The organism is Hydrogenophaga sp. PAMC20947 (assembly GCF_004795855.1).
In the GTDB taxonomy this organism is placed as follows: Bacteria; Pseudomonadota; Gammaproteobacteria; order Burkholderiales; family Burkholderiaceae_C; genus Hydrogenophaga.
In genome coordinates, this window is the sequence record NZ_CP039252.1 from 2,904,007 (window position 1) to 2,923,528 (window position 19,522).

General features: G+C 64.7%; 16 protein-coding genes. 11 read left to right on the plus strand and 5 right to left on the minus strand.

Going from position 1 to position 19,522, the window contains the following annotated elements; all coding sequences use genetic code 11:
* Positions 1-184: 184 nt before the first annotated feature.
* From E5678_RS13165 to E5678_RS13205, 10 genes are all read left to right on the plus strand, one after another.
* On the plus strand, positions 185-2,320 hold the full coding sequence (locus E5678_RS13165) for an acyl-CoA dehydrogenase (protein ID WP_136178946.1): 2,136 nt from the start codon (positions 185-187) through the stop codon (positions 2,318-2,320).
* A gap of 808 nt (positions 2,321-3,128) precedes the next feature.
* Complete coding sequence (locus tag E5678_RS13170; protein WP_136178947.1) at positions 3,129-3,686, plus strand: hypothetical protein; 558 nt, start codon at positions 3,129-3,131, stop codon at positions 3,684-3,686.
* Between the two features lie 24 nt (positions 3,687-3,710).
* The gene (locus E5678_RS13175; protein WP_136178948.1) at positions 3,711-4,367 is read left to right on the plus strand and encodes a hypothetical protein; all 657 of its coding nucleotides are present in this window, start codon (positions 3,711-3,713) and stop codon (positions 4,365-4,367) included.
* A gap of 14 nt (positions 4,368-4,381) precedes the next feature.
* Positions 4,382-5,671, plus strand: coding sequence for a hypothetical protein (locus tag E5678_RS13180; RefSeq protein ID WP_136178949.1), 1,290 nt, complete (start codon positions 4,382-4,384; stop codon positions 5,669-5,671).
* A 25-nt stretch (positions 5,672-5,696) separates the two neighbouring features.
* Positions 5,697-7,826: an 8-amino-7-oxononanoate synthase gene (locus E5678_RS13185; RefSeq protein ID WP_136178950.1), complete on the plus strand. Its 2,130-nt coding sequence runs from the start codon at positions 5,697-5,699 to the stop codon at positions 7,824-7,826.
* A 12-nt stretch (positions 7,827-7,838) separates the two neighbouring features.
* A complete protein-coding gene (locus E5678_RS13190) occupies positions 7,839-8,912 on the plus strand; it encodes a pyridoxal phosphate-dependent aminotransferase family protein (RefSeq protein ID WP_136178951.1) in 1,074 nt (357 codons plus the stop codon).
* A gap of 57 nt (positions 8,913-8,969) precedes the next feature.
* Complete coding sequence (locus E5678_RS22320) at positions 8,970-9,713, plus strand: hypothetical protein (RefSeq protein WP_168708562.1); 744 nt, start codon at positions 8,970-8,972, stop codon at positions 9,711-9,713.
* 19 nt (positions 9,714-9,732) lie between these two features.
* Positions 9,733-11,064: a penicillin-insensitive murein endopeptidase gene (locus tag E5678_RS13195; RefSeq protein WP_168708563.1), complete on the plus strand. Its 1,332-nt coding sequence runs from the start codon at positions 9,733-9,735 to the stop codon at positions 11,062-11,064.
* 118 nt (positions 11,065-11,182) lie between these two features.
* A complete protein-coding gene (locus E5678_RS13200; RefSeq protein ID WP_136178953.1) occupies positions 11,183-12,490 on the plus strand; it encodes a peptidoglycan-binding protein in 1,308 nt (435 codons plus the stop codon).
* A 294-nt stretch (positions 12,491-12,784) separates the two neighbouring features.
* Complete coding sequence (locus tag E5678_RS13205; RefSeq protein ID WP_247596770.1) at positions 12,785-13,633, plus strand: amidohydrolase family protein; 849 nt, start codon at positions 12,785-12,787, stop codon at positions 13,631-13,633.
* Here E5678_RS13205 and E5678_RS13210 read toward each other — a convergent pair.
* On the minus strand, positions 13,581-14,942 hold the full coding sequence (locus E5678_RS13210; RefSeq protein ID WP_136178954.1) for a sigma 54-interacting transcriptional regulator: 1,362 nt from the start codon (positions 14,940-14,942) through the stop codon (positions 13,581-13,583). The genes E5678_RS13205 and E5678_RS13210 overlap by 53 nt on opposite strands.
* A gap of 126 nt (positions 14,943-15,068) precedes the next feature.
* Here E5678_RS13210 and E5678_RS13215 point away from each other — a divergent pair, with 126 nt between their 5' ends.
* Positions 15,069-15,335, plus strand: coding sequence for a hypothetical protein (locus E5678_RS13215; RefSeq protein ID WP_136178955.1), 267 nt, complete (start codon positions 15,069-15,071; stop codon positions 15,333-15,335).
* Positions 15,336-15,615: 280 nt separating this feature from the next.
* Here E5678_RS13215 and E5678_RS13220 read toward each other — a convergent pair whose 3' ends face one another.
* The 4 genes from E5678_RS13220 to E5678_RS13235 all read right to left on the minus strand — a co-directional run bounded on the left by E5678_RS13220 (position 15,616) and on the right by E5678_RS13235 (position 19,493).
* Positions 15,616-15,981 (minus strand): HPF/RaiA family ribosome-associated protein, encoded by a 366-nt coding sequence (locus tag E5678_RS13220; protein ID WP_136178956.1) that lies wholly within the window; start codon positions 15,979-15,981, stop codon positions 15,616-15,618.
* Between the two features lie 609 nt (positions 15,982-16,590).
* A complete protein-coding gene (locus E5678_RS13225) occupies positions 16,591-17,334 on the minus strand; it encodes an ABC transporter permease (RefSeq protein ID WP_136178957.1) in 744 nt (247 codons plus the stop codon).
* Complete coding sequence (locus tag E5678_RS13230) at positions 17,327-18,289, minus strand: ABC transporter ATP-binding protein (RefSeq protein ID WP_136178958.1); 963 nt, start codon at positions 18,287-18,289, stop codon at positions 17,327-17,329. Before E5678_RS13230 ends, E5678_RS13225 begins: the two co-directional genes overlap by 8 nt.
* The gene (locus E5678_RS13235; protein WP_136178959.1) at positions 18,282-19,493 is read right to left on the minus strand and encodes an ABC transporter permease; all 1,212 of its coding nucleotides are present in this window, start codon (positions 19,491-19,493) and stop codon (positions 18,282-18,284) included. Before E5678_RS13235 ends, E5678_RS13230 begins: the two co-directional genes overlap by 8 nt.
* Positions 19,494-19,522 lie beyond the last annotated feature (29 nt).

The window sequence follows — 19,522 nt, forward strand, 5'->3', positions numbered from 1 at the left end:
GACACGGCCTATCCACCGATCTGGACGAGCGCCCCCCTTCGCAAGTGGTGGGGGCCCCCCCGGCTTCAAGCTCACCGCGTGGGACCGTGGTTTTGCCTGGGGCGAAGCAGGCCGCGTCAATAACCTGTCCGTCAACGCCAAGGGGGCCTATCATGGGTCGGCACACCGCCACAGGGAGAAGTCGATGGGACTCGCAGACATTCTGGGCCGCACCGCACTCGGCCCGTTTTCCAAAGCCCTGCCAGCCATGGGCGACACCGAGCGCGCTGCGCTGGAAGCCGGCACGGTGGGCTTCGAAGGCGACCTGTTCGCCGGGCGGCCCGATTTCGACGCTTTGCGCGCGCGCGGGCCGAACCGCCTGAGCAAAGCCGAACAGGCCTTCCTTGACCACGAGGTGCGCGATCTCTGCGCCATGCTCGATGAATTCGAAATCGATGAGGCGCACGACATGCCCCCAGCGGTGTGGCAGTTCCTGCGCGAGAAGAAGTTCTTCGGCATGATCATCCCGGTGGAACACGGCGGACTTGGCTTCGGTCACTTCGCCCATGCCACCGTGGTCACGCGCATCTCCACCGTCAATGCCGCCGTCGCCGTGACGGTGATGGTGCCCAATTCGCTCGGCCCGGCCGAACTGCTGCTGCACTACGGCAGCGACGCGCAAAAACAGCACTACCTGCCCCGCCTGGCCGACGGCCGCGAGCTGCCGTGTTTTGCCCTGACCTCACCCTACGCCGGATCCGATGCGGCGTCCATCCCCGACATCGGCACGCTCACCGAGGTTGAGATCGATGGCCAGCGGGTGCGCGGCTTCTCCGTCACCTTCGACAAGCGCTACATCACGCTGGCGCCAGTGGCCACCGTGGTCGGCCTGGCTTTCCACGCCATCGACCCCTCTCGCCCGGAAGGCGAGCGTGAACTCGGCATCACCTGCGCCCTGATCCCGGTGCCCACCGAGGGCATGGACGTGGGCCGGCGCCATATGCCGATGAATTCCTCCTTCATGAACGGACCGGTGCGCGGGGTGGATGTGTTCGTGCCAATGGAATGGCTCATCGGTGGCGAAAAACAAGTCGGTCAAGGTTGGCGCATGCTGATGGAAAGCCTCGCGGCGGGGCGTGCAATTTCCCTGCCCGCCATGGGTGCGGCGCTGCAGCAGACGACGTTGTTCGTTGTGAACGGCTATGGCCAGATCCGTGAACAGTTTGGCCTGCCGATCGGCAAGTTCCACGCCGTGGCGGCGCTCATCTCCGAAGTGGCAGTGGATCTCTACGCCAGCGACGCCGCGCGGCGCTACACCGCCGCGGCGCTCGACGCAGATGAGCGCCCGAGCGTGGCCAGTGCGATTCTCAAAGTGCAGCTCACCGAAGCCGGCCGGCGCGCAGTCAACCACGGCATGGACATTCTGGGCGGCAAGGCCATCATGCGAGGTCCGAAGAATGTGCTCGGCGTTGCTTACCGCCACGCACCGATCGCGATCACGGTGGAAGGCGCCAACATCCTGACCCGCGCCCTGATCATCTTCGGACAGGGCGCCGTGCGCTGCCACCCGCAGGTGCTGAATGAGATGGCGGCGGTCGAACAAAAGGACGCCTCCGCGCTGGGTACCGCACTGCTGGCGCACGGCGCCCATGTGCTGCGCAACCTGGGGCGCAGCGTGTTCGGCCCGTCGCTACAAGGCCAACCCCCGCCCGAACTGCGCGCAGAGGCTTTAAAAATTGCCCGCCTCTCGGCGCAGTTCGCATTGACGGCCGATCTGGCCATGGGCCTGCTCGGCGGCAAGTTGAAACAATTGGAGCTGCTGTCGGCGCGCTTGGGCGATGTCTTGTCTTGCCTGTACCTGGCATCGGCCAGCGTCTGGCGCTTCGAGGTCGAGGGCGAGCCCAAGATGCTGCCGGTGGCGCGCGCCGCCATCGATGTTCAACTGGCGCGTGGCGCACGCATCCTGCGCGAACTCCACCACAACCTGCCCTCGCCCGCGCTGGCTTTCGTCGCACCGCTGCTGCTGGGCGGCACGCGCAAGCTGCGTCCTTTGAGTGACAAGCGCGCCCTGGCTCTGGCCGAGATGCTGCGCTCCGACCCGGTGTTGATCGCCTGCCTGTGCCCCGATGTCAGCCGCCCCAAACAAGGCGGTCTGCTCGACCTGATGATGGCCCTCGAACTGGCACGACCGCTGGGCGAGGAACTGGCCGAACTCAACAAAGTGTTGCGACGCACCCGCTCACTGGAAACCGCCGCCGCTGGCGCCAGCGACCCGGCCGCCGCGCTGGCCTACCTGCAGGCTGCAGACCGGGTGATCCAGGTCGACGACTTTTCGCCGTGAGTGATCCCTCCAGACGCCACTGCGTGATTCGCAGACGTGGAAAGTTCTGCAGTCAGTTTGCCTGCTGATTGCCTCGGTAACGGCCATGCGGGGTAGATCACGGCGTCGACCGTGATGACGTGGACCGGCGCCGTGCCGATGGACCCAACGGGGCTTTGGGCCAAGCCTGCCCACGACACCAGTGACCGTGTCAATGCAGTGGTTCTGTTCAACATTTCAAGCCCCCAAGGCGCTGGTACAAACGCGCCGCCTGCACGGGCGGGTTCGAAGCCTCGAGCCGATCGCGGTCGGCCGGCGTGGCAGCCAGCGCCAGACCAGGTAGCCCGGCATCAGCCGCTCAAGCAAAGGCACAGGGCGCAGGGCACAAATGCTGTCGCCATGGGAACGCCGCCGATCGAGTCCACACCGACCCTGACCCTGTCGGGCTGCGAGCAACAGCAGTTCGGCACACGGCCCCAACAAGTCCGTCTCGCCCAGGCGTTCTCACTTTCGTGTGCTCCGTGCCTTGCACGTGAATCCTCGTTCATCCAGCGGCAAGGGTTTCACGCCGTCGTCAAGGTCTGACACCGAGCTCGGGCAGTGTCGGTGTCGCAAGCCCTCCCGAAAGCACAACCGCAAACGGGGGCTTCTCCGCCAAACCGAAGAACGGTTCGCAGATCGATCCCGCTCCGTCGGCGCAAACGAAAAGCGCTTCGCTGTGAGCACCCATTGCCCCCGGAAAACCGGGGAAAAACACCTGGCATGGGTTGTGCAATGAAAGGTCCAGGCGGCGCGCAAATGACGTGCTTCCCCGCTGATGGAGAGCTTGATGAAACACAGTCTTCTCGACCACCGTCCGGTCATCGATGCCTTGGAGGGCCCGCAGCGACTGCCGTTGCGGCTCGCAAGCCCCGCAGTTGGCAACGAAATGTGGATCGCCACCGAGTTGCTCGAGCACGCCGAGGAAGGCGAGCTGGAGTCCTACCTGACCCAGCTCGTTGCACGCATCAGCGGACGCCATAGGGCCGCCGATGTGGACACCGCCCTGGCTCGAATCCTGACCCGGGTCGGTCGACCCATGTTGCAACAGCGCAGCACATTGACCAGGGCCTCATCGGGTCGGGCTTTTGGCATCGAACTCGAAGGCTTGAGTCCCGAAGACCAGGCGTTCGAACTTGCACGCCACTTCGCACGCTTTGCCACCGACGCCGCGCACCGTGCAGGCCGAGCCCATGGTCCGGCTTCTGCGCAACAGGTGGCGCAGCGTGCGGCGGGCGAAGCGGCGCGGCGTTTCGCGCCGGGTCTCGCCCCTGTCAGAACGGGCAATCGACCGCTCATGAACCCATTTTTTCGCCGAGGGCGCTCCATCGACGCCCTCAATCCGTAGTACCTGCCACCCAAGGAGTCTGTCATGCATGACATTGATCGCAACCAATTGGAATTCGAAGACGAATCATCCTTTGACGAAGCCGACGAGTTCGAGTCAGACGAGTCGGAATGGTCTGGCGAGTATGAAAACGATCTCACCGAAGCCGACGAGTACGAGCTGGCCAACGAGCTGCTCAGTGTCGACAGCGAGGAGGAACTCGATCAGTTTCTCGGCAAGCTCATCAAACGGGTGTCCAAAGGCGCGCGCCGCTTGATCCGGTCTCCCATTGGCCGGGCTGTCGGCGGCGTGCTCAAGGGCGTGGCCAAAAAGGCCTTGCCCTTTGGCGGCCGCGCACTGGGCGGCATGGTGGGTGGACCGCTCGGCGCCAAGATTGGCAGCGGCGTGGCGTCTGCCGCCGGTCGAGCGCTGGGCCTGGAATCCGAAATGGAACAGGAAGAACAGGAGTTCGAGGGCGCCAAACAGTTTGTGCGCCTCGCCGCAGACACGGTGAAGAAAGCCGCCGCCGCCTCCCCTGGTGCCGACCCGCGCGCGGTGGCACAGTCAGCCGCCATCAGCGCCGCACGCAAGCTCGCACCTGGCCTGGTCAAGCAGGCCGGTAGCATGGCAACTTCGGCCAGCAGTGGTCAAAGTGGGCGATGGGCGCGGCAGGGCAACAAGATCGTGCTCTACGGAGCCTGAGGGGGCGGCGCACCATGACACCGTTCGCTGCCTGGATCCTGGCCCAAGAGGCGCGTGCCTTGATGACGCGGCTTGCGCGCGTGCAGCCCTTTGCGCTGCTCGAGCCGATGGTGCCGGCCGCCGCCTTGATGCCCCGCGCACAAGTTGCGATCGAGCGCCACCTGGCGCTAGGCCGCCGCGACCTCGAACGCATGGTGCAAGGCTTCCTGGCTTGGTTGCGCGGTGCCGGGCGTTCGGGCAGTGCCGCGCAGGCCCAAAGACGGTTCACCCACCTGCGCCTGCAATTCAATGCGGCGCTGACGCAATTCGATTTGTTCAGCGACGTGATCACCCAGCGCAGCGAGCACGCCTCGGGGGTTTGGTTGTCGGGGCTTGATGTGGTGGCCGCAGACGCGCTAACGCTGCCTGGACGCTACTTCGATCTACCGCCCATCATCTGCTACCTCGACCGCGGTGCAGGTGCAGCGATTCGCCGCGCACGCACCCGTTTGCCAGGCGGTGGAGAGAACCCGGTGGCCGTGATCCGCGTGCCGCGCGAACGCATGGTCGGCAGTGGCATCGCTTCGTCGCTGGTGCACGAAGTGGGGCATCAAGCCTCGGCGCTGCTGGACCTGGTGGCCTCACTTCGCCCTGTGTTGAGAGGCATGCAAGCGGTTGACGGCCCTGACCGCAGTGCCTGGATGCTTTGGGAACGCTGGATTTCCGAGATCGTGGCCGATTTCTGGGCCATCGCCCGGGTTGGCATTGCTTCGACCCTGGGCTTGATTGCGGTGGTCAGCCTGCCGCGCGCTTTCGTGTTTCGAATGGAGTCCCAGGACCCGCATCCAGCCCCATGGATTCGCGTGATGCTGAGCTGCGCCATCGGACAGGCGCTGTACCCGCATCCGCAGTGGGCGCGTTTTGCCGCGCTGTGGGAAGCGTTCTACCCTCCACAGGGCCTGGAAGCTGCGCGCGCGCAGTTGCTGATGCGCTTGCGCGCCACCATGCCGGCGTTTGTAGCGCTGCTGGTGCAGCACCGCCCGCGCTCGCTGCACGGTCGCCGCCTGGTCGATGTGCTCGCCACCGAAGAGCGCCAACCGCTGCACTTGGCGCGGCTGTACCGCGCCTGGTGCGAAACACCCGCGGCCATGTACCGCGCCGCGCCGTCGCTGGTGTTCGCCGTCATTGGCCAGGCGCGTGCCAACGGGCGCATGAGCCCCGAACTTGAGAGCGAGCTGCTGGCGCGCCTGCTGACCCATTGGGCACTCGAAAGCTCGCTGAAAGGCGCAGCGCAATGCGCAAACGTATCTTCCATTTCCGGTTGATTTGATGTTCACCAAGGAGAGCAACATGATTGTCAAGACCACTGATTCAAAAAACACCCGCAAGGGTTCGATCGCTGTCACCGTGGCTGACGCCGGTGGCGAGGGAGCCCCCATGAGCGGCGCCTGGGTGAGCCTCTACGCCACAGCCGTTGGCAGTGGCGGTGGCGGTGAAAGCAAGGCGGCGGCCAAAGTCAAGACATGGACACCGGACGAAGCACTGTGGTTGTCCAGCGAGCGAACGGATGGTGGGGGGCGGGTCCGCTTCACCGAGCTCGATCCCGCAACATACTTCGTGAAGTACGAACACCACCCAGAGACCAGCGCACAGTGTGTGCATGTCGAGGCGGGTTGCGAAGAGTCGCTGTGCTTGCGCCTGCCCCTGAATGCGCGTCTGGAGGTCGTTTTCATGAATCCCGACTGCCAGGAAATCGCCTGCCCACACCCCAGGGTCGGTGACCATGCTTGCGCAACGCTGGAGTTCAATGACTCCAACGTACTGACAGAGCACCTGAGCGTGCAGTGGGGGCCGGGTATGCGGCCCGTTCGAAAAGAGAAACTGGTCGCTACGAAGCCGATCAAGAGCACCGGGGATCAGAAGGTCCAGGCGGCCATAGGTTTCTCGCTGGTGGGCCCCTTGCCCGGGGGACAAGCCGGCGGCCAGATGGCCGAGATGGCCTTTGAGGAAGCGTACGAAGCAGACGATCGCGGGCCTTCGCCCATCAACGGAAGCCTGAACGTCTCATTGGCGCGCTCCGAGTCGGCGCCCACGCCAGACCTGCAACTGTGGGGGGCGATACGCGCAAGCACCGAAGCACTGTCGTTCGACAATTACATGCGCTTCATGGACCGGCTTTTCTGCTCCGACGGCCCGTCCAAACCAACCCAGGCCGAAACGAAAGCCAAAAACACCTATACGAACTTGTTGGGAAAGCGCTACCTGCCCTTCTCCGACACCGACGCCTACCGCGTGCTCAAGGTGGCGACCGAGGCCTTCGTGATGGTCAACTGCGGCGTGTTCACCGACTTCGCCAACGGGGAGGGGCACGCCCAGCTGCTGGGCATCAACAATGACGACCTGCGTCGGCGCGACTTGCCCAACCTGGGTCCCGAGCCATACCTTGAGAACGTCGATGGCATCAACATGCTGCCCTACCTGGCCATCATCAAGAGCAAGCTGCCCGAAGTGTCCTTCAACAAGGCCCCCAGCAGCTTTGGGCGCCCCAGCAATGCCGAAATGGATCTGTGCGATGTTTTCGTGCAGGAGAAACTGAGCAACCCTTGCCTGCTCGAACTGATCTGGTCTTACTGGCACGAAGAAGGCATGCAGGTGCAGACGATGAACGCCATCACCCGGCGCTTTCAGAACGTGCGCGGCACACGCCAACCCGACCCGCTCGTGAACGTGGAAGTCAATCCCTTGCGCCCGTTGAACAACCTGCTGTGGGGCTACATTCAGGACGAACAACACCGCTTGACCGTGGCGCGACGCAACGGCGAGTACGACCACCACTACGGCTTGCGACTGGAGGGGCGCGCGGTGCAAGACTTCCGGCCCGCCGATTCGCGTTCGAAGTTCATCGAGGCCTTCCACCACCTGTTGCGCCTGTGCACCGTGTTCTACAAGCAGGACGACAACACCACCATGAAGGCCGATGCTTTCGGGGTGCTCAATGCACTGAAAGAGGTGCACCTGATCCTGTCGCAAGGGGCGCACAGCCAGTTCGGGGACATGCCACCGACCGCACGCATCGAGATGCTGATCCAGCAATGGTTGCTCTCGCGCGCCGAGTTCCGGGAGTTCCTGCCGACGCGGGTGATGGTGGCCTACCCCGAGCCCTGGATGGACCGGGTCGATGCCATGAAAAAACTGCAGGGCTGGACCGACACCAGCGTGGTGCACTTTCACAACCTGGCCGTCTTTGGCGAACAGCTGCTGCTGTCGATTCGCTACGGCGCCTGGAGCACGGTCTATGAGCCCAACCACGCCTTCAACTTTGCACGTTTCTGGCGGCCGCAGGTACAGGGTTATATCCATGCCTACCGTGCCGCCACAGGCGCCGAACTGGGTGGCGAGACGGTGGAGACGCGGGTCGACTCGACCATACCTTCGGTGTTGCTGAAACAGCGAATGGAGGCGCAGCGGCGGAGTGCCTGACGTGAAACCACCATGCTTGATTTCACCTCGTCGCTCTACCTGGGTCTGCACCATGGCAGCACAACACTCGATCCGTGGGACTCGCTCAGCCTCGGGCGTCCAGCGGCGCTGGACGAGGCTCCCGAAGCGAGAGTCGCTGCCCATGAACTGGCCCGGCTGGTGGGTTGCGCCGATGGCACGCTGTTGCCATCGACCTTCCACCTCTTTTGGGACCTGCTCGGTGTGCTGAGCCGAGAACAGATCGAGATTTTCATGGACGCTTCGACCTACCCGATTGCCCGCTGGGGTGCCGAGCACTGGGCCACCAAGGGCGTGCCGCTGCACACCTTTGCGCGCCACGACCCAAAATCCCTGGAGCGCTTGATGGCACGCCGGCATGGCTGCCGACCCGTGGTGCTCTGCGATGGCATGAGCCCCGGCAGCAACAGCCAGCCACCGTTGGCGGCCTACGCCGGCCTGGCAAATTCACAGGGTGGCTGGCTGGTGATCGACGACACCCAGGCTCTGGGTGTCTATGGACAGCGGCCTTCAGCGGGCGCTCCTTACGGGGTTGGAGGCGGCGGCTCGCTGCTGCAGCAAGGGTTGGCTGGCCATCACATGGTGGTGGGGGCCTCGCTCGCCAAGGGCTTTGGTGTGCCAGTGGCCTTGCTCGCTGGCAGCGCTGTGCTGTTGCGGCGCTTCTTGCGCAACAGCGCAAGCCGCGAACACATGAGTCCGCCCTCACTGCCGGTTGTCCTGGCCGCACGGCAGGCGTTGGTGGTGAACGCCCACCATGGCGAACACCTGCGTTTGCGGCTGTGGCGCGCCGTGCGGCGGCTGCGCAGCGGTCTGGCTGCGCTGGGCATCGCCACCCGCGGCGGCGACTTCCCAGTGCAGACGCTGATCACCCCGCCAGGCGCTGTTGTGCCACTGCTGCACACCCTTCTGTTGCACGCCGGCGTTCGCACCGTGCTGCACCGCGATAGCGGTGGCGGTAGCGGCGCGCAATTGAGCTTTCTGCTTCGCGCCGATCACAGCGCGGCACATATCGACCAGGCGGTGATGCGATTGGCACACGCGTGGAACACAGCCCTGGAGCCGGCGTGAAAACACCGCGTTCAAGCTGGCGCACCTTCGTTTCAACCTTTTCACCAGGAGAACACCATGCACAAGATGACCTGCCAATGCCCCCAGTGCAACGCCAGCACCCGGGCCGAGTTCGAAACCTTCTCTTTTGACCTATCGCCTCAAAGTGAATTTGAGGAAGAAGACGAAGCCGCAGACGAGGCTTCAAACCCCTTTGGTCAGCAATACCAAGGGGAATATGAAAGCGAGTTTGAAGGCGAATACGAATACGAAGACGAAGGCGCGGCCAGCTTTGGTTCGCGCGATGCCGAGAGCCCGTTCAGCGAGGACGAAGAGGCCGAGTTGGCGATGGAGCTGCTCTCGGTGTCCAGCGACGCAGAGCTGGACGAGTTCTTGGGCAAGATGTTCAAGAAGATCGGCAGGGGCCTCAAGAAAATCGCGCGGCCACTGGGTGGCGCGCTCAAGGGTTTGGCAAAGAAGGCGCTGCCATTTGTGGGCGGTGCGCTGGGTTCGTTCATTCCCATCCCCGGCGTCGGTACCGCCGTGGGCACCGCGTTGGGCAGCGCGGTGGGCAATGCACTCGAAGCCGAGTTCGGTGAACTCGATGCCGACGAACAAGAGTTTGAGATGGCGCGCAGGTTCGTCCGAATCGCGGGCACTGCCGCGCAGCAGGCCGCGGCCGCCGGGGCGTCTACCGACCCCAGGCGTGCAGTGCAGGCGGCCGTCGCCCATGCCGCGCGTCGGCATGTGCCGGGCCTGGATCGAGGGGGCCGGAGCGGGCGGTGGGTCCGACGTGGCAACACGATCGTCGTCGGTCTCTAACCGCCCAGGGAGAACTTTCATGAACCACGCTGTTTTTGAGTTTCTGCCGTTCGAGCCCGGGGGCGAATACCCACCCGAAGCCGAATCCTCTGCCTGGGAAACCGAGAAACGCCGAGGCCGCGGTGCTTCGCGCAGTGGTTCAAAGCCGCGGCGCAACGCTTCGCGTTTTTCGTCAAAGGCCATGGTGCGGTCAACAGCACGCTCGAGGCCGAGACCACCGAGCCGGAACACGCAGCGGCCTCGGTCCCGCCTGGGTGCACCGGCAGCGCCCTGCGTGTGCCCGGCCCACGGCACGGAGTACGTGCGCTGGGTGCAAAGTGCGCTGAACCAGGTGGCGTCGACCAACCTGACGGTCACCGGTGTGATGACCGCGACCACGCGCAACGCCTTGCGCCGCTTCCAAAGCAGCAAGGGCTTGCCGGTTGATGGCATCGCCGGGCCAGACGTTGAACAGGCGCTGCGCGATGCGCGCCAGCCGGCCGACAGCGGGCCGCCAACCGAGGCGCTGGCGTCAGACCAGGGCGAGGTCTACGAATTTGAAACACTGGCGCTTGAAACGCCCACCAGCAGGCCAACACTGCGCCTTGGCTCGCGCGGTTCGGCGGTGGCCGATCTGCAGCGCAGGTTGGGGGCCGCCGGGTTCAGCGCGGGCGCAGCCGATGGCATCTTCGGCGCCAACACCGGTGCGGCCGTGCATGCCTTTCAACGCGCGCGGGGGCTGGGGGCGGATGGCGTTGCCGGGTCCATGACCTGGGGCGCCTTGCTCGGCGGAATGCCGAGCGGTCCAGCCGTTCCAAGCGGCGCCGGGGCACGCTTTGGCCCCGTCCCCGAGGTGAACACGTTGCTCCCAAAAACCGGTGCCGGATTTGTCGGCGTGAAGAGTGAGAGCCGACGATTCGGTTTGTCCGAAACCATCGAGGCACTGAAACAGGTCGGGCAACGTTGGCAATCTCGCTATCCATCCGGGCCGCTGGTTCAGATATCAGATATCGGCAAGCAAGGCGGTGGAGCGCTCAAGCCGCACAGCTCTCACAGAATGGGAATTGATGTCGACATTCGATTCATCCGGAACGATGGAAATCTCGGTTCTGTCAACCCGTTGATACGTTCAGAAGCGCCATTTTTCGACCGTGCGCGCACACAAGATCTTGTCAATATCATCCGGGCCAATGGCGTACTGAAAGTCCACAAACTCTGGGTGAACCAGCGCATAGGCCTGAGCGGAATCGATGGCGACAACATTCACAACAACCACATGCACGTGCGGTTTTGCGTTCCGTCCCGTCTCAACCTCAGCCAGACGAAGAAGGCTGCAAAAATTTCAGCCAAAGGCACCTATTCAAGTTGTTGATGAAGTGGCCGTCGTCACCAACTTGCGGGCCTGACACCCCTCGCGCCATCCGGGGCACCAACGCCGTCGGAGGCCAGTGATCTACCCAACGCTATCAACAGCACACCGGAGAGACATCATGAACCACGCTGAATTCGAACTTGTGCCCTTCGCGCCTGACATCGGGTACGAATACGAAGAGGAAGGCGACACCTGGGAAACGGAGCGGCAGCGTGGCCGCGCCGCACCACGGGGGCGTTCGACGCCTTCGCGTGGCACCTCGCGCAATGCGCCAAAGGCCGGTTCGCGATCGGCGGCACGGTCGAAGCCGAGGCCGCCGAGCCGGAACGCGCGGCGACCTCGGTCACGCTTGGGCGCGCCCGCAGCGCCCTGCGTGTGTCCGGCCCACGGCACTGAATACGTGCGCTGGGTGCAAAGCGCGCTGAACCAGGTGGCGCAGGCGAGCCTGCCAGTCACCGGTGTGATGACCGCGACCACGCGCAATGCCTTGCGCCGGTTCCAACGCAGCAAGGGGTTGCCGGTTGATGGCATCGCAGGGCCAGACGTTGAACAAGCGCTGCGCGATGCGCGCCAGCCGGCCGACAACGGGGCGCCAACCGATGAGCCGGCGCCGGATCAAGGCGAGGTTTTTGAATTTGAAACGCTGGAGCTTGAGGCGCCCACCAGCATGGCCACCGCCAGGCCAACGCTGCGCCGAGGGTCGCGCGGATCGGCCGTGGCCGATCTGCAGCGCCGCTTGGGGGTGACCGGGTTCAGCGCAGGCCCGGCCGACGGCATCTTTGGTTCCAACACCGATGCCGCAGTCCGTGCCTTCCAGCGCGCGCGGGGTCTTGGCGTGGACGGCATCGTTGGTTCAAACACCTGGGGCGCCTTGTTGGGCAGAGCGCCCAGCAGGCCGCCAAGCCCGGGCGGTGGTGGTTCATCGACGGCCAATGCATGGGGACTACCCTCCAGCGTGCGTGCTGCGGGAGACGCCCAGACTGTTCGCTACGATTCGCCGCCAGCCTGGGCCGGCTCACCTGGCAACTGCACCGGCAACTTCACCGCAGGCGCAGCGGCCTTGAAGAGCCACATTCAGGCCACCTTTGCAGGCGTGTCGAGCATCGGCGGCTATTCGTGCCGTGCCAACAGCGCCAACCGCTCCGAGACATCGGTGCACGGCACCGGCCGAGCGCTCGACATCATGATTCGCACCGTCGGCGGCAAGGCGAACAGTGCCGTGGGCGACCCGATCGCCAACTGGCTGGTGCGCAACGCCTCGTCCATCGGCGTGCAGTACATCATCTGGAACCGCATCCGTTGGAGCGGCAACCGCACGCCGCGTGTGGCGCGCTACACCGGACCGAGTCCACACATCGACCATGTGCACGTCGAGTTGAACAACGATGGCGCGGCTCGGCGCACGCCGTGGTTTCAGGGTCGGTAGACGACACCGCTATCGCTGCGCGCCTTTGAAAGGAAAGCTCATGAAGGAACTTGAATTTGAGTTCGTGCCATTCACTTCAGCGCAGCCCGTCGCCGCCGCGCTGAAAAAAAGCTGGGAGCGCGCTCCTGAGGTTCAAGTACCTGCGCGCATTGGCCGAACCCCAACGGGCCATGGCCCGGCAAACCCGGAACGGTTCGACGTCGATCGACGTTCACCGAGTGCTCTAACCATCGGGTCCCACAGGGCGACTGGCGGGGCGCAACGCACGAGGGGCTCGAAAGAACGCACAAAGTTATGCACACCATTTCCTCGCACCCACAAGGGGTCACCCTGTTTGGTGACCCGGCCTTGAAACAGCGTTCGGCCGTGATCATCGACACCCACTGCCACGCTGGCAAAGGCGACGGCCTCACTGGCCCCTGGAACACCGACGCACCCCTGCACGGCTACTTGCGCCGCTGCGCTGCCGCCGGCATACGGCGCAGCGTGGTCTTCCCCGCCTTCCATAGCAACTACACCCTGGCCAACCGTGAGGTCGCGCGCCTCGTCGCTGCGCGGCCCGACCGGCTCTATGGTTTCGCCTTCGTCCATCCCGAACGAGACAAAGGCCGCGTGCGGTCCATGGTGCAAGAAGCGGTAGAGGCGCATGGCTTCGTCGGCATCAAGGTGCACCGGCACGACGCCCGCATCACGCGGGAAGTCTGCGAAACGGCGCGGGAGTTCAGCCTACCGGTTCTGTACGACATCGCCGGTGAGGTCTCGGCATGCGAACTGCTCGCGCAGGAATACCCCGGGGTCAACTTCATCATCCCGCACCTGGGCAGCTTTGCCGACGACTGGACGGCCCAGCTCGCGTTGATCGACCACCTGGTGCGCCATCCCAACATGCACGCGGACACGGCTGGTGTGCGCCGCTTCGACTTGCTTGAGCAGGCGGTGCTGCGGGCAGGCGCGCACAAGTTGCTGTTTGGCTCCGACGGTCCGTGGCTTCACCCAGCGGTAGAGCTGGCCAAAGTGCAGCTGCTCAAGCTGCTGCCGGCAGACGAAGCGCTGGTGCTGGGTGGGAACTTCATGCGGCTGATCGGTCGCGTCAATGCGCGGCCCGCTGGTTGGCGCGCCGAATTTGCAAGGCGCGGTCGGTGACGCCCAAGCGGGCCGCAGCGCGCTGCAGGTTGCCGCCTTCTTGATCCAGCGCCGCCTGGGTCGCCAGCTCGGCTGCGATCTGACCAATTTCCTTCAGCCCAATCCCCAGCTCAACGGCATGGCGAACGGCATCGTCGAAGTGGCGGTCCGGCCAGAGCGGGCGACAGGCCGCACTGCTGGGTCGCTCGTGCTCAGGCACATCGCCCACCGTGAGCGGGCCATCGCCACTGTGTCGCTGCCACAGCCGAGCCACAGTCTGGCGCAGATCGCGCACGTTGCCCGGGTACTCGCGCGTAAGCAGGTACTGCTTGACCGCCGGGTCCATCTCCAACTGCGCAGCCCGGGCATCGAGCTGTTCAAGCATGAAGTGCACCAGCGGAATGATGTCTTCAAGGCGCTCGCGCAGCGGCGGCGTGGTGCAACGCCAGGCAGCAATGCGGTAGTACAGGTCGGCGCGAAACGTGCCCTCGGCCACAGCCGCTTCTAGATCGCGGTGCGTGGCGCAGATCAGGCGAAAGTCGCTGCGTTGCCAGGTGTTGCTGCCCAGTCGCTTGTACTGGCGCTCTTGCACCACGCGCAGCAGCTGCGCCTGCAGCGCAGCGCTCAGCTCCCCCACTTCGTCGAGAAAAAGCGTGCCCCGGTGGGCCATGGCAAACGCGCCATCCCGTGCACCGGCTGCGCCCGTGAATGCGCCGCGCTCATGGCCGAAGAACTCGCTGCCTGAGAGTTCGGCCGACAGCGTTGTGCAGTCCACCACAACGAACTCGCCGACATCTTCGCGCCCATCAAGCTCGTGGATCAAGTTGGCCACCTGCTCCTTGCCCGTGCCGGTTTCGCCGGTGATCAACACAGCCGACTGCGTGAGCCGCGCCACTTCCACCACGTCGCGTATCAGCGATTGCCAGGCGCACGAGCTTCCAGCGACCCGTTGGCGAACGGTGTCCGATTCAACCAGCGCGCGGATCGTCTGCCAGCGCTGCAGCCGACACGCTCCCTCGTCGGCATTGGGCGGAAGCTCATGCCACAACAGCAGATCGGTAGCGCCCGCATCGAGCACGCGCCACATCGCGGCAGGATCGAACGGTCTATCGCCCACCGCAACGGCGAGCACGGAGCAGCCTTGGCAAAGCTCGCGCAGGGTGTTCAGGGCATGTTCATCGGGTTGGGCCAGTACGGCGATGCCCAGCATGCAGGTGGGCGGCGGCGTGGCCGAGGTGTCAATGCCGGCCTGATGGAACAGCGACATCAACGGCGCTTGCAGATCGACCGGGACATCGCCCAAAAATCTCAGCCAAGCAGGGATGGCCATCGCTCATTCCGTCCGACGGTGCGGCGTTCTGTTGGGCCGGGTTTCGGAACCCGCACCGCACACAGCGTTGATGACCATGGTTTGCTCCCGCTTGAGAGCGATTCATTATAGGCGGATCGTCAGCGCATGCCTCCCCCTGTTGGGGGACTTTCGGCGATGTCGACCGCCCTTCCTGCCATGGTTTTCACCGGCTCGAATCTGAACAATGTTGTCGACAATCCGGTGAGCAATTGTGATCAGATTGATGAATTTTGTAACTCCCATTTCCAGGAGCCAACAAACTTCTGCACTTGTAATTCGATCCGCGTGTTCGAGCCGCCGGGGAGCCCTTTCACCCGACAAGTTGTCATTGTTGAACAGGGGGGCGCGGCGCGTGTCAAGGTGCAGGACTGAGGTCTGTCGTCTCGCATGGCAGGGAAGAATATCGCTTCGTGGAACAAAGGGCAATCAAATCGCCTGGCTGTAAAACCGGGTTGCTGCAGCTATTGCTTGCCCCCCGGGGAAACCACTGGAAGTTGGTGTTTGCCTGCGAAGGCAAGTGAAGTCCACAGCGCGCAATGAAGGCCTGGACCCAGTCCGACCGCCGCAGAGGCGGTGTTCATCGTTCGCCCCACAGACTTGAGATCACCCACGTTGCGCATGGGCTGGCACAAGGCGATCGTGCTGTTTGTGATCAGGGCTGCTCGAGATCCGCTCCGGGCATCGGTGCGTCTGACACTTTCTTGCGCGCCGCCTGCACACGCCCGTACGTGCTGTCCAGCAGGTGCGCCAGTTTCTGCGCCGCGCCTTGTACCGCCTGCGCCTGCGTTGCGGCGTGTTCGGTGACCGCAACAGGCTGCCGGCCCTGGAGCCGGGCCTCCATCATGCAGCGCTGGTCGTGCAACCCACCCTTGTCGCCGTTTTCGTCGCTCAGGTGTACCTCCACTCGAGTGACGTGGTCACTGAAATGACCCAGCGCCTCTTCTATTTGCGCGCTGACGTGCGCGGCCAACCGGTCATGGCCGTCGACATGGGCACCTGTGTTCACTTGAATCTTCATAGGGTTCTCCTGTGGGTTGGGGGTTGATGAGGGGGTTGCACGCTGCCAGGTACCTCAACCCACGTTTTTTCATCCGTGGCTTCGTGGCTACCTCCAAGCGTTCAACTCCATACTAGGCCTTCATACCGTGGGTTGCTGTGCTGCTGCGGTTTGACCGGCCGGCGGATGCAGGAATGTTGTGGTCGATCAAAGAGTCAGCACATACTGTCGAAAGTTGGGCGACCGAATCAAAGAACCGGTGTGTCACGCAGGACCGGATCTTGTGTGCAGCTACGGTGGTCAACCGCGGGTCGGCACATGGCCCGATGTTTGCTCAAATCGGGGGCGGCGCGGTGCAGAGGCGGGCGGAATCCTGTTCAAGAAATCGCCTGCCCGGTGGTTGCCGCCATGGTGCAACCCCCATCAGCGTCAGGTCTCTGACTTTTTCCAGGGCGTCGAACACACCGCCATCCAGCACCTCCGAGCGGTCGGTGTAGCTGAACCGTTCGGCACAGGCGCTCTGGTTGGGTTTGCCTGGCTGAATGGGTTCGATGTCAACGTCAGGCTGGCTCAGCAATCCGCCCGTTTGACGCCGCCGTATGGTGGCGAAAAGCCGGCAACGGCTCTCATTCAGTGCGCCCACCTCACGCGCTGTGCCAGCCGCTCAAACCCCATGTCCACCACCACGGCCAGCATGCCCACCACGACCGCGCCTTGCAGCACATAAGCGGTGTTAAAGCCGCTCAAACCCACAATGATGGGTGAGCCCAGCGTCTTCGCCCCCACGGTGGAGGCAATGGCTGCCGTGCCAATGTTGATGATGACCGACGTGCGCACACCCGACAGCCAGACCGGCAAGGCCAGCGGCCCCTCCACTTGAGTCAGGCGCTGCCACGGTGTCAGGCCCATGCCATTGGCGGCTTGTAACACCGGGGCTGGCACGGCTTCCAGGCCCGTGATGGTGCCCTGCACCACCGGCAGCAAGCCATACAGCGCCAATGCCATCAAGGCGGGCAGCTCGCCAAAACCCACCGCGGGTACGGCGAGCGCCAGCACCGCCACCGGCGGCAGTGTCTGCCCCATGGACACCAGCGTCTCCACCACGGGCCGAAAGGCTTTGCCCCAGGGCCGGGTCACCCAGATCCCAGCCAGCGTGCCCACCAGCACCGAGGCCGCGCCGGACACGCCCACCAACAGCAGGTGCTGCCACAGCAGTTGCGTGAACGGCTCCTGGCGGTACACCGGGCGCTCCAGTTGGGGAAACAGGTGGGCAAACAGCGGCTCGCTGTGCGGCAGGCCCATCACCAACACCGCCAGCAGCAGCGCGGCCCACAGCAGCTTGTCACGCCACCAAGCGGGGCCCGGTTCAACCATGAGGGGCGTCCACAGCCGACCGATTGAACAGGTCGGCCGCCAACAACAACCCGGCAGGGGCGCCCGAGTCGTCGGTGAGATTGAGCGTGGCGCAGCCGTGCAAGGCCATGATGGAGACGGCTTCGCGCAGCGAGGCGCTGGCCGCCAATGTGGGCACGGGCTGGGCCGCCCCGGCGCGCGCCAGGCTGCCCGCACGGTGCAGGGACAGCAGTTTGATGCCCACATCGCTGCGTCCCACAAAATCGGCCACGCGGTCGTTGGCGGGCTGGCTCAGCAGCGCCAGCGGCGTGCCCACCTGCGCAATGCGGCCCTGCTCCATCAACACAATTTTTGTGCCCAGGCGCAGCGCCTCGTCGATGTCGTGCGTCACCATGATGATGGTCTTGCCCGATGCCTGGTGAATGCGCTTCACCTCGTCTTGCAAAGCGGCGCGTATGAGCGGGTCCAGCGCGCCAAAGGGCTCGTCCATCAACAGCACCTCCGGGTCGCCCGCCAGCGCGCGCGCCACGCCCACGCGCTGCTGCTGGCCGCCCGACAACTGGTGCGGATAGCGCGGACCGTAGGTGGCGGGGTCCAGGTCAAACAGGGTCTGCAACTCGTTCACGCGGGCGGCAATGCGCTCGGGTGGCCAGCCCAGCATGGTCGGCACCACACCAATATTGCGCGCGACCGTCCAGTGCGGGAACAGCCCCACCGACTGAATCACGTAGCCCATGCGAAGGCGCAAGTCGCGCACCGGCTGCTGCGCGATGTCCTGGCCGTCCAGCGACACGGTGCCGGTGCTGGGCTGCTCCATGCGGTTGATCATCTTGAGCAGCGTCGATTTGCCCGAACCCGAGGCGCCAATCAGCACCACCAGCTCACCGCGTGCTATGTGCAGGCTCACGCCGTCCAGCGCCTTGGGAGCATCGGCCGCATGAGCGTAGATTTTGGACACGTTGCGAATGTCAATCACGGCGCAAAAACTCCATAGAAGGGGTGGCCGGCCGGGTCAACCGGATCAGTCCTTTGAACACGCCATCCACCAGCGCGCCCATCACAACGATGGGCACAACGCCCAGCAAAACCAGGTCCTGGGCGCTGCTGAACAAGCCTTCAAACATCAGGCTGCCCAGGCCCCCCGCGCCGATCAGTGCCGTCACGGCGGCCAGGCCCACGGCCTGAATGCTGGCGGTGCGAACGCCGCCCAGCACCACCGGCAGCGCCAGCGGCACCTGCGCCTGCCAAAACAGCTGGCCTTGTGAAAACCCCAGGCCCTGCGCCGCCTGCGTCACCGCCGAAGGCACCTGCGCCAGTCCGGCCAGCGTGCCGCGCACCACGGGCAGCAGGCTGTACAGCATGAGGGCCAGCACGCCGGGTGCCAAGCCCACGCCACTGATGCCCGCGCGGCCCAGTGCCGGCCAGCTCGCGGCCAGCCAGGCCAGCGGCGCCATCAGCAGGCCAAACAAGGCAATGGAGGGAATGGTTTGAATGATGTTGAGCACCGGGAACATCGCCCGCGCCGCGGCTGCATAGCGGTGCGTGGCCCAGCCCAGCGGCAGGCCAACGGCCAGGGTGAAGAAAAGCGCCAGCCCCACGATCTGCCCGTGGCGCGTGATGGCCGCCCAGAAAGCTTCGTCGCGGTTGGCGTATTCCTTCATGATGGACAGCTCATCGGCAGCGCCACTGGCCAGCAAAAACGCCAGCGGCAACAAGGCCATGGCCGCCACGCCGAGTCGGGTCAGCGTGCCCGCGCGCAGGGTTTGCATGGCGTCGGCCAGCACCAGGCCCAACAGCAGCCAGGCCAGCCACAAGCCACTGCCCAGCGAGGTGCGGCCAAACGGGTTTTCGGCCGTCACCCCCTGGGTGGCCTGGCTGGCGGCAAAAGCACCCAGGCCCACCACCAAACCGATGGCCGCCGCCACGGTGAGCCACAGGGTGACCCGCCTGGCAGGCAACAGTGAGAGCCCCAGCAGGGCCATCAACAAGGCGGCCAAGCCCCAGACGGGGCCATGTAAAAGGGCAAAAAAAGACACCGCTTCGCCCGACACCAGCCGGTTCGGGGCCACCCGCACCAGCGGCAGGCTCCACAAAGCGCCCACAGCCATCAGCGAAAGGGCCGCTTGCGCCGCGCGCCAACGGGGTGGCGCGGCGGGGTGCAGGGCACTAGCCAACGTCATGGCGGCCCCGGTGCGGCGTCACCGCCGGG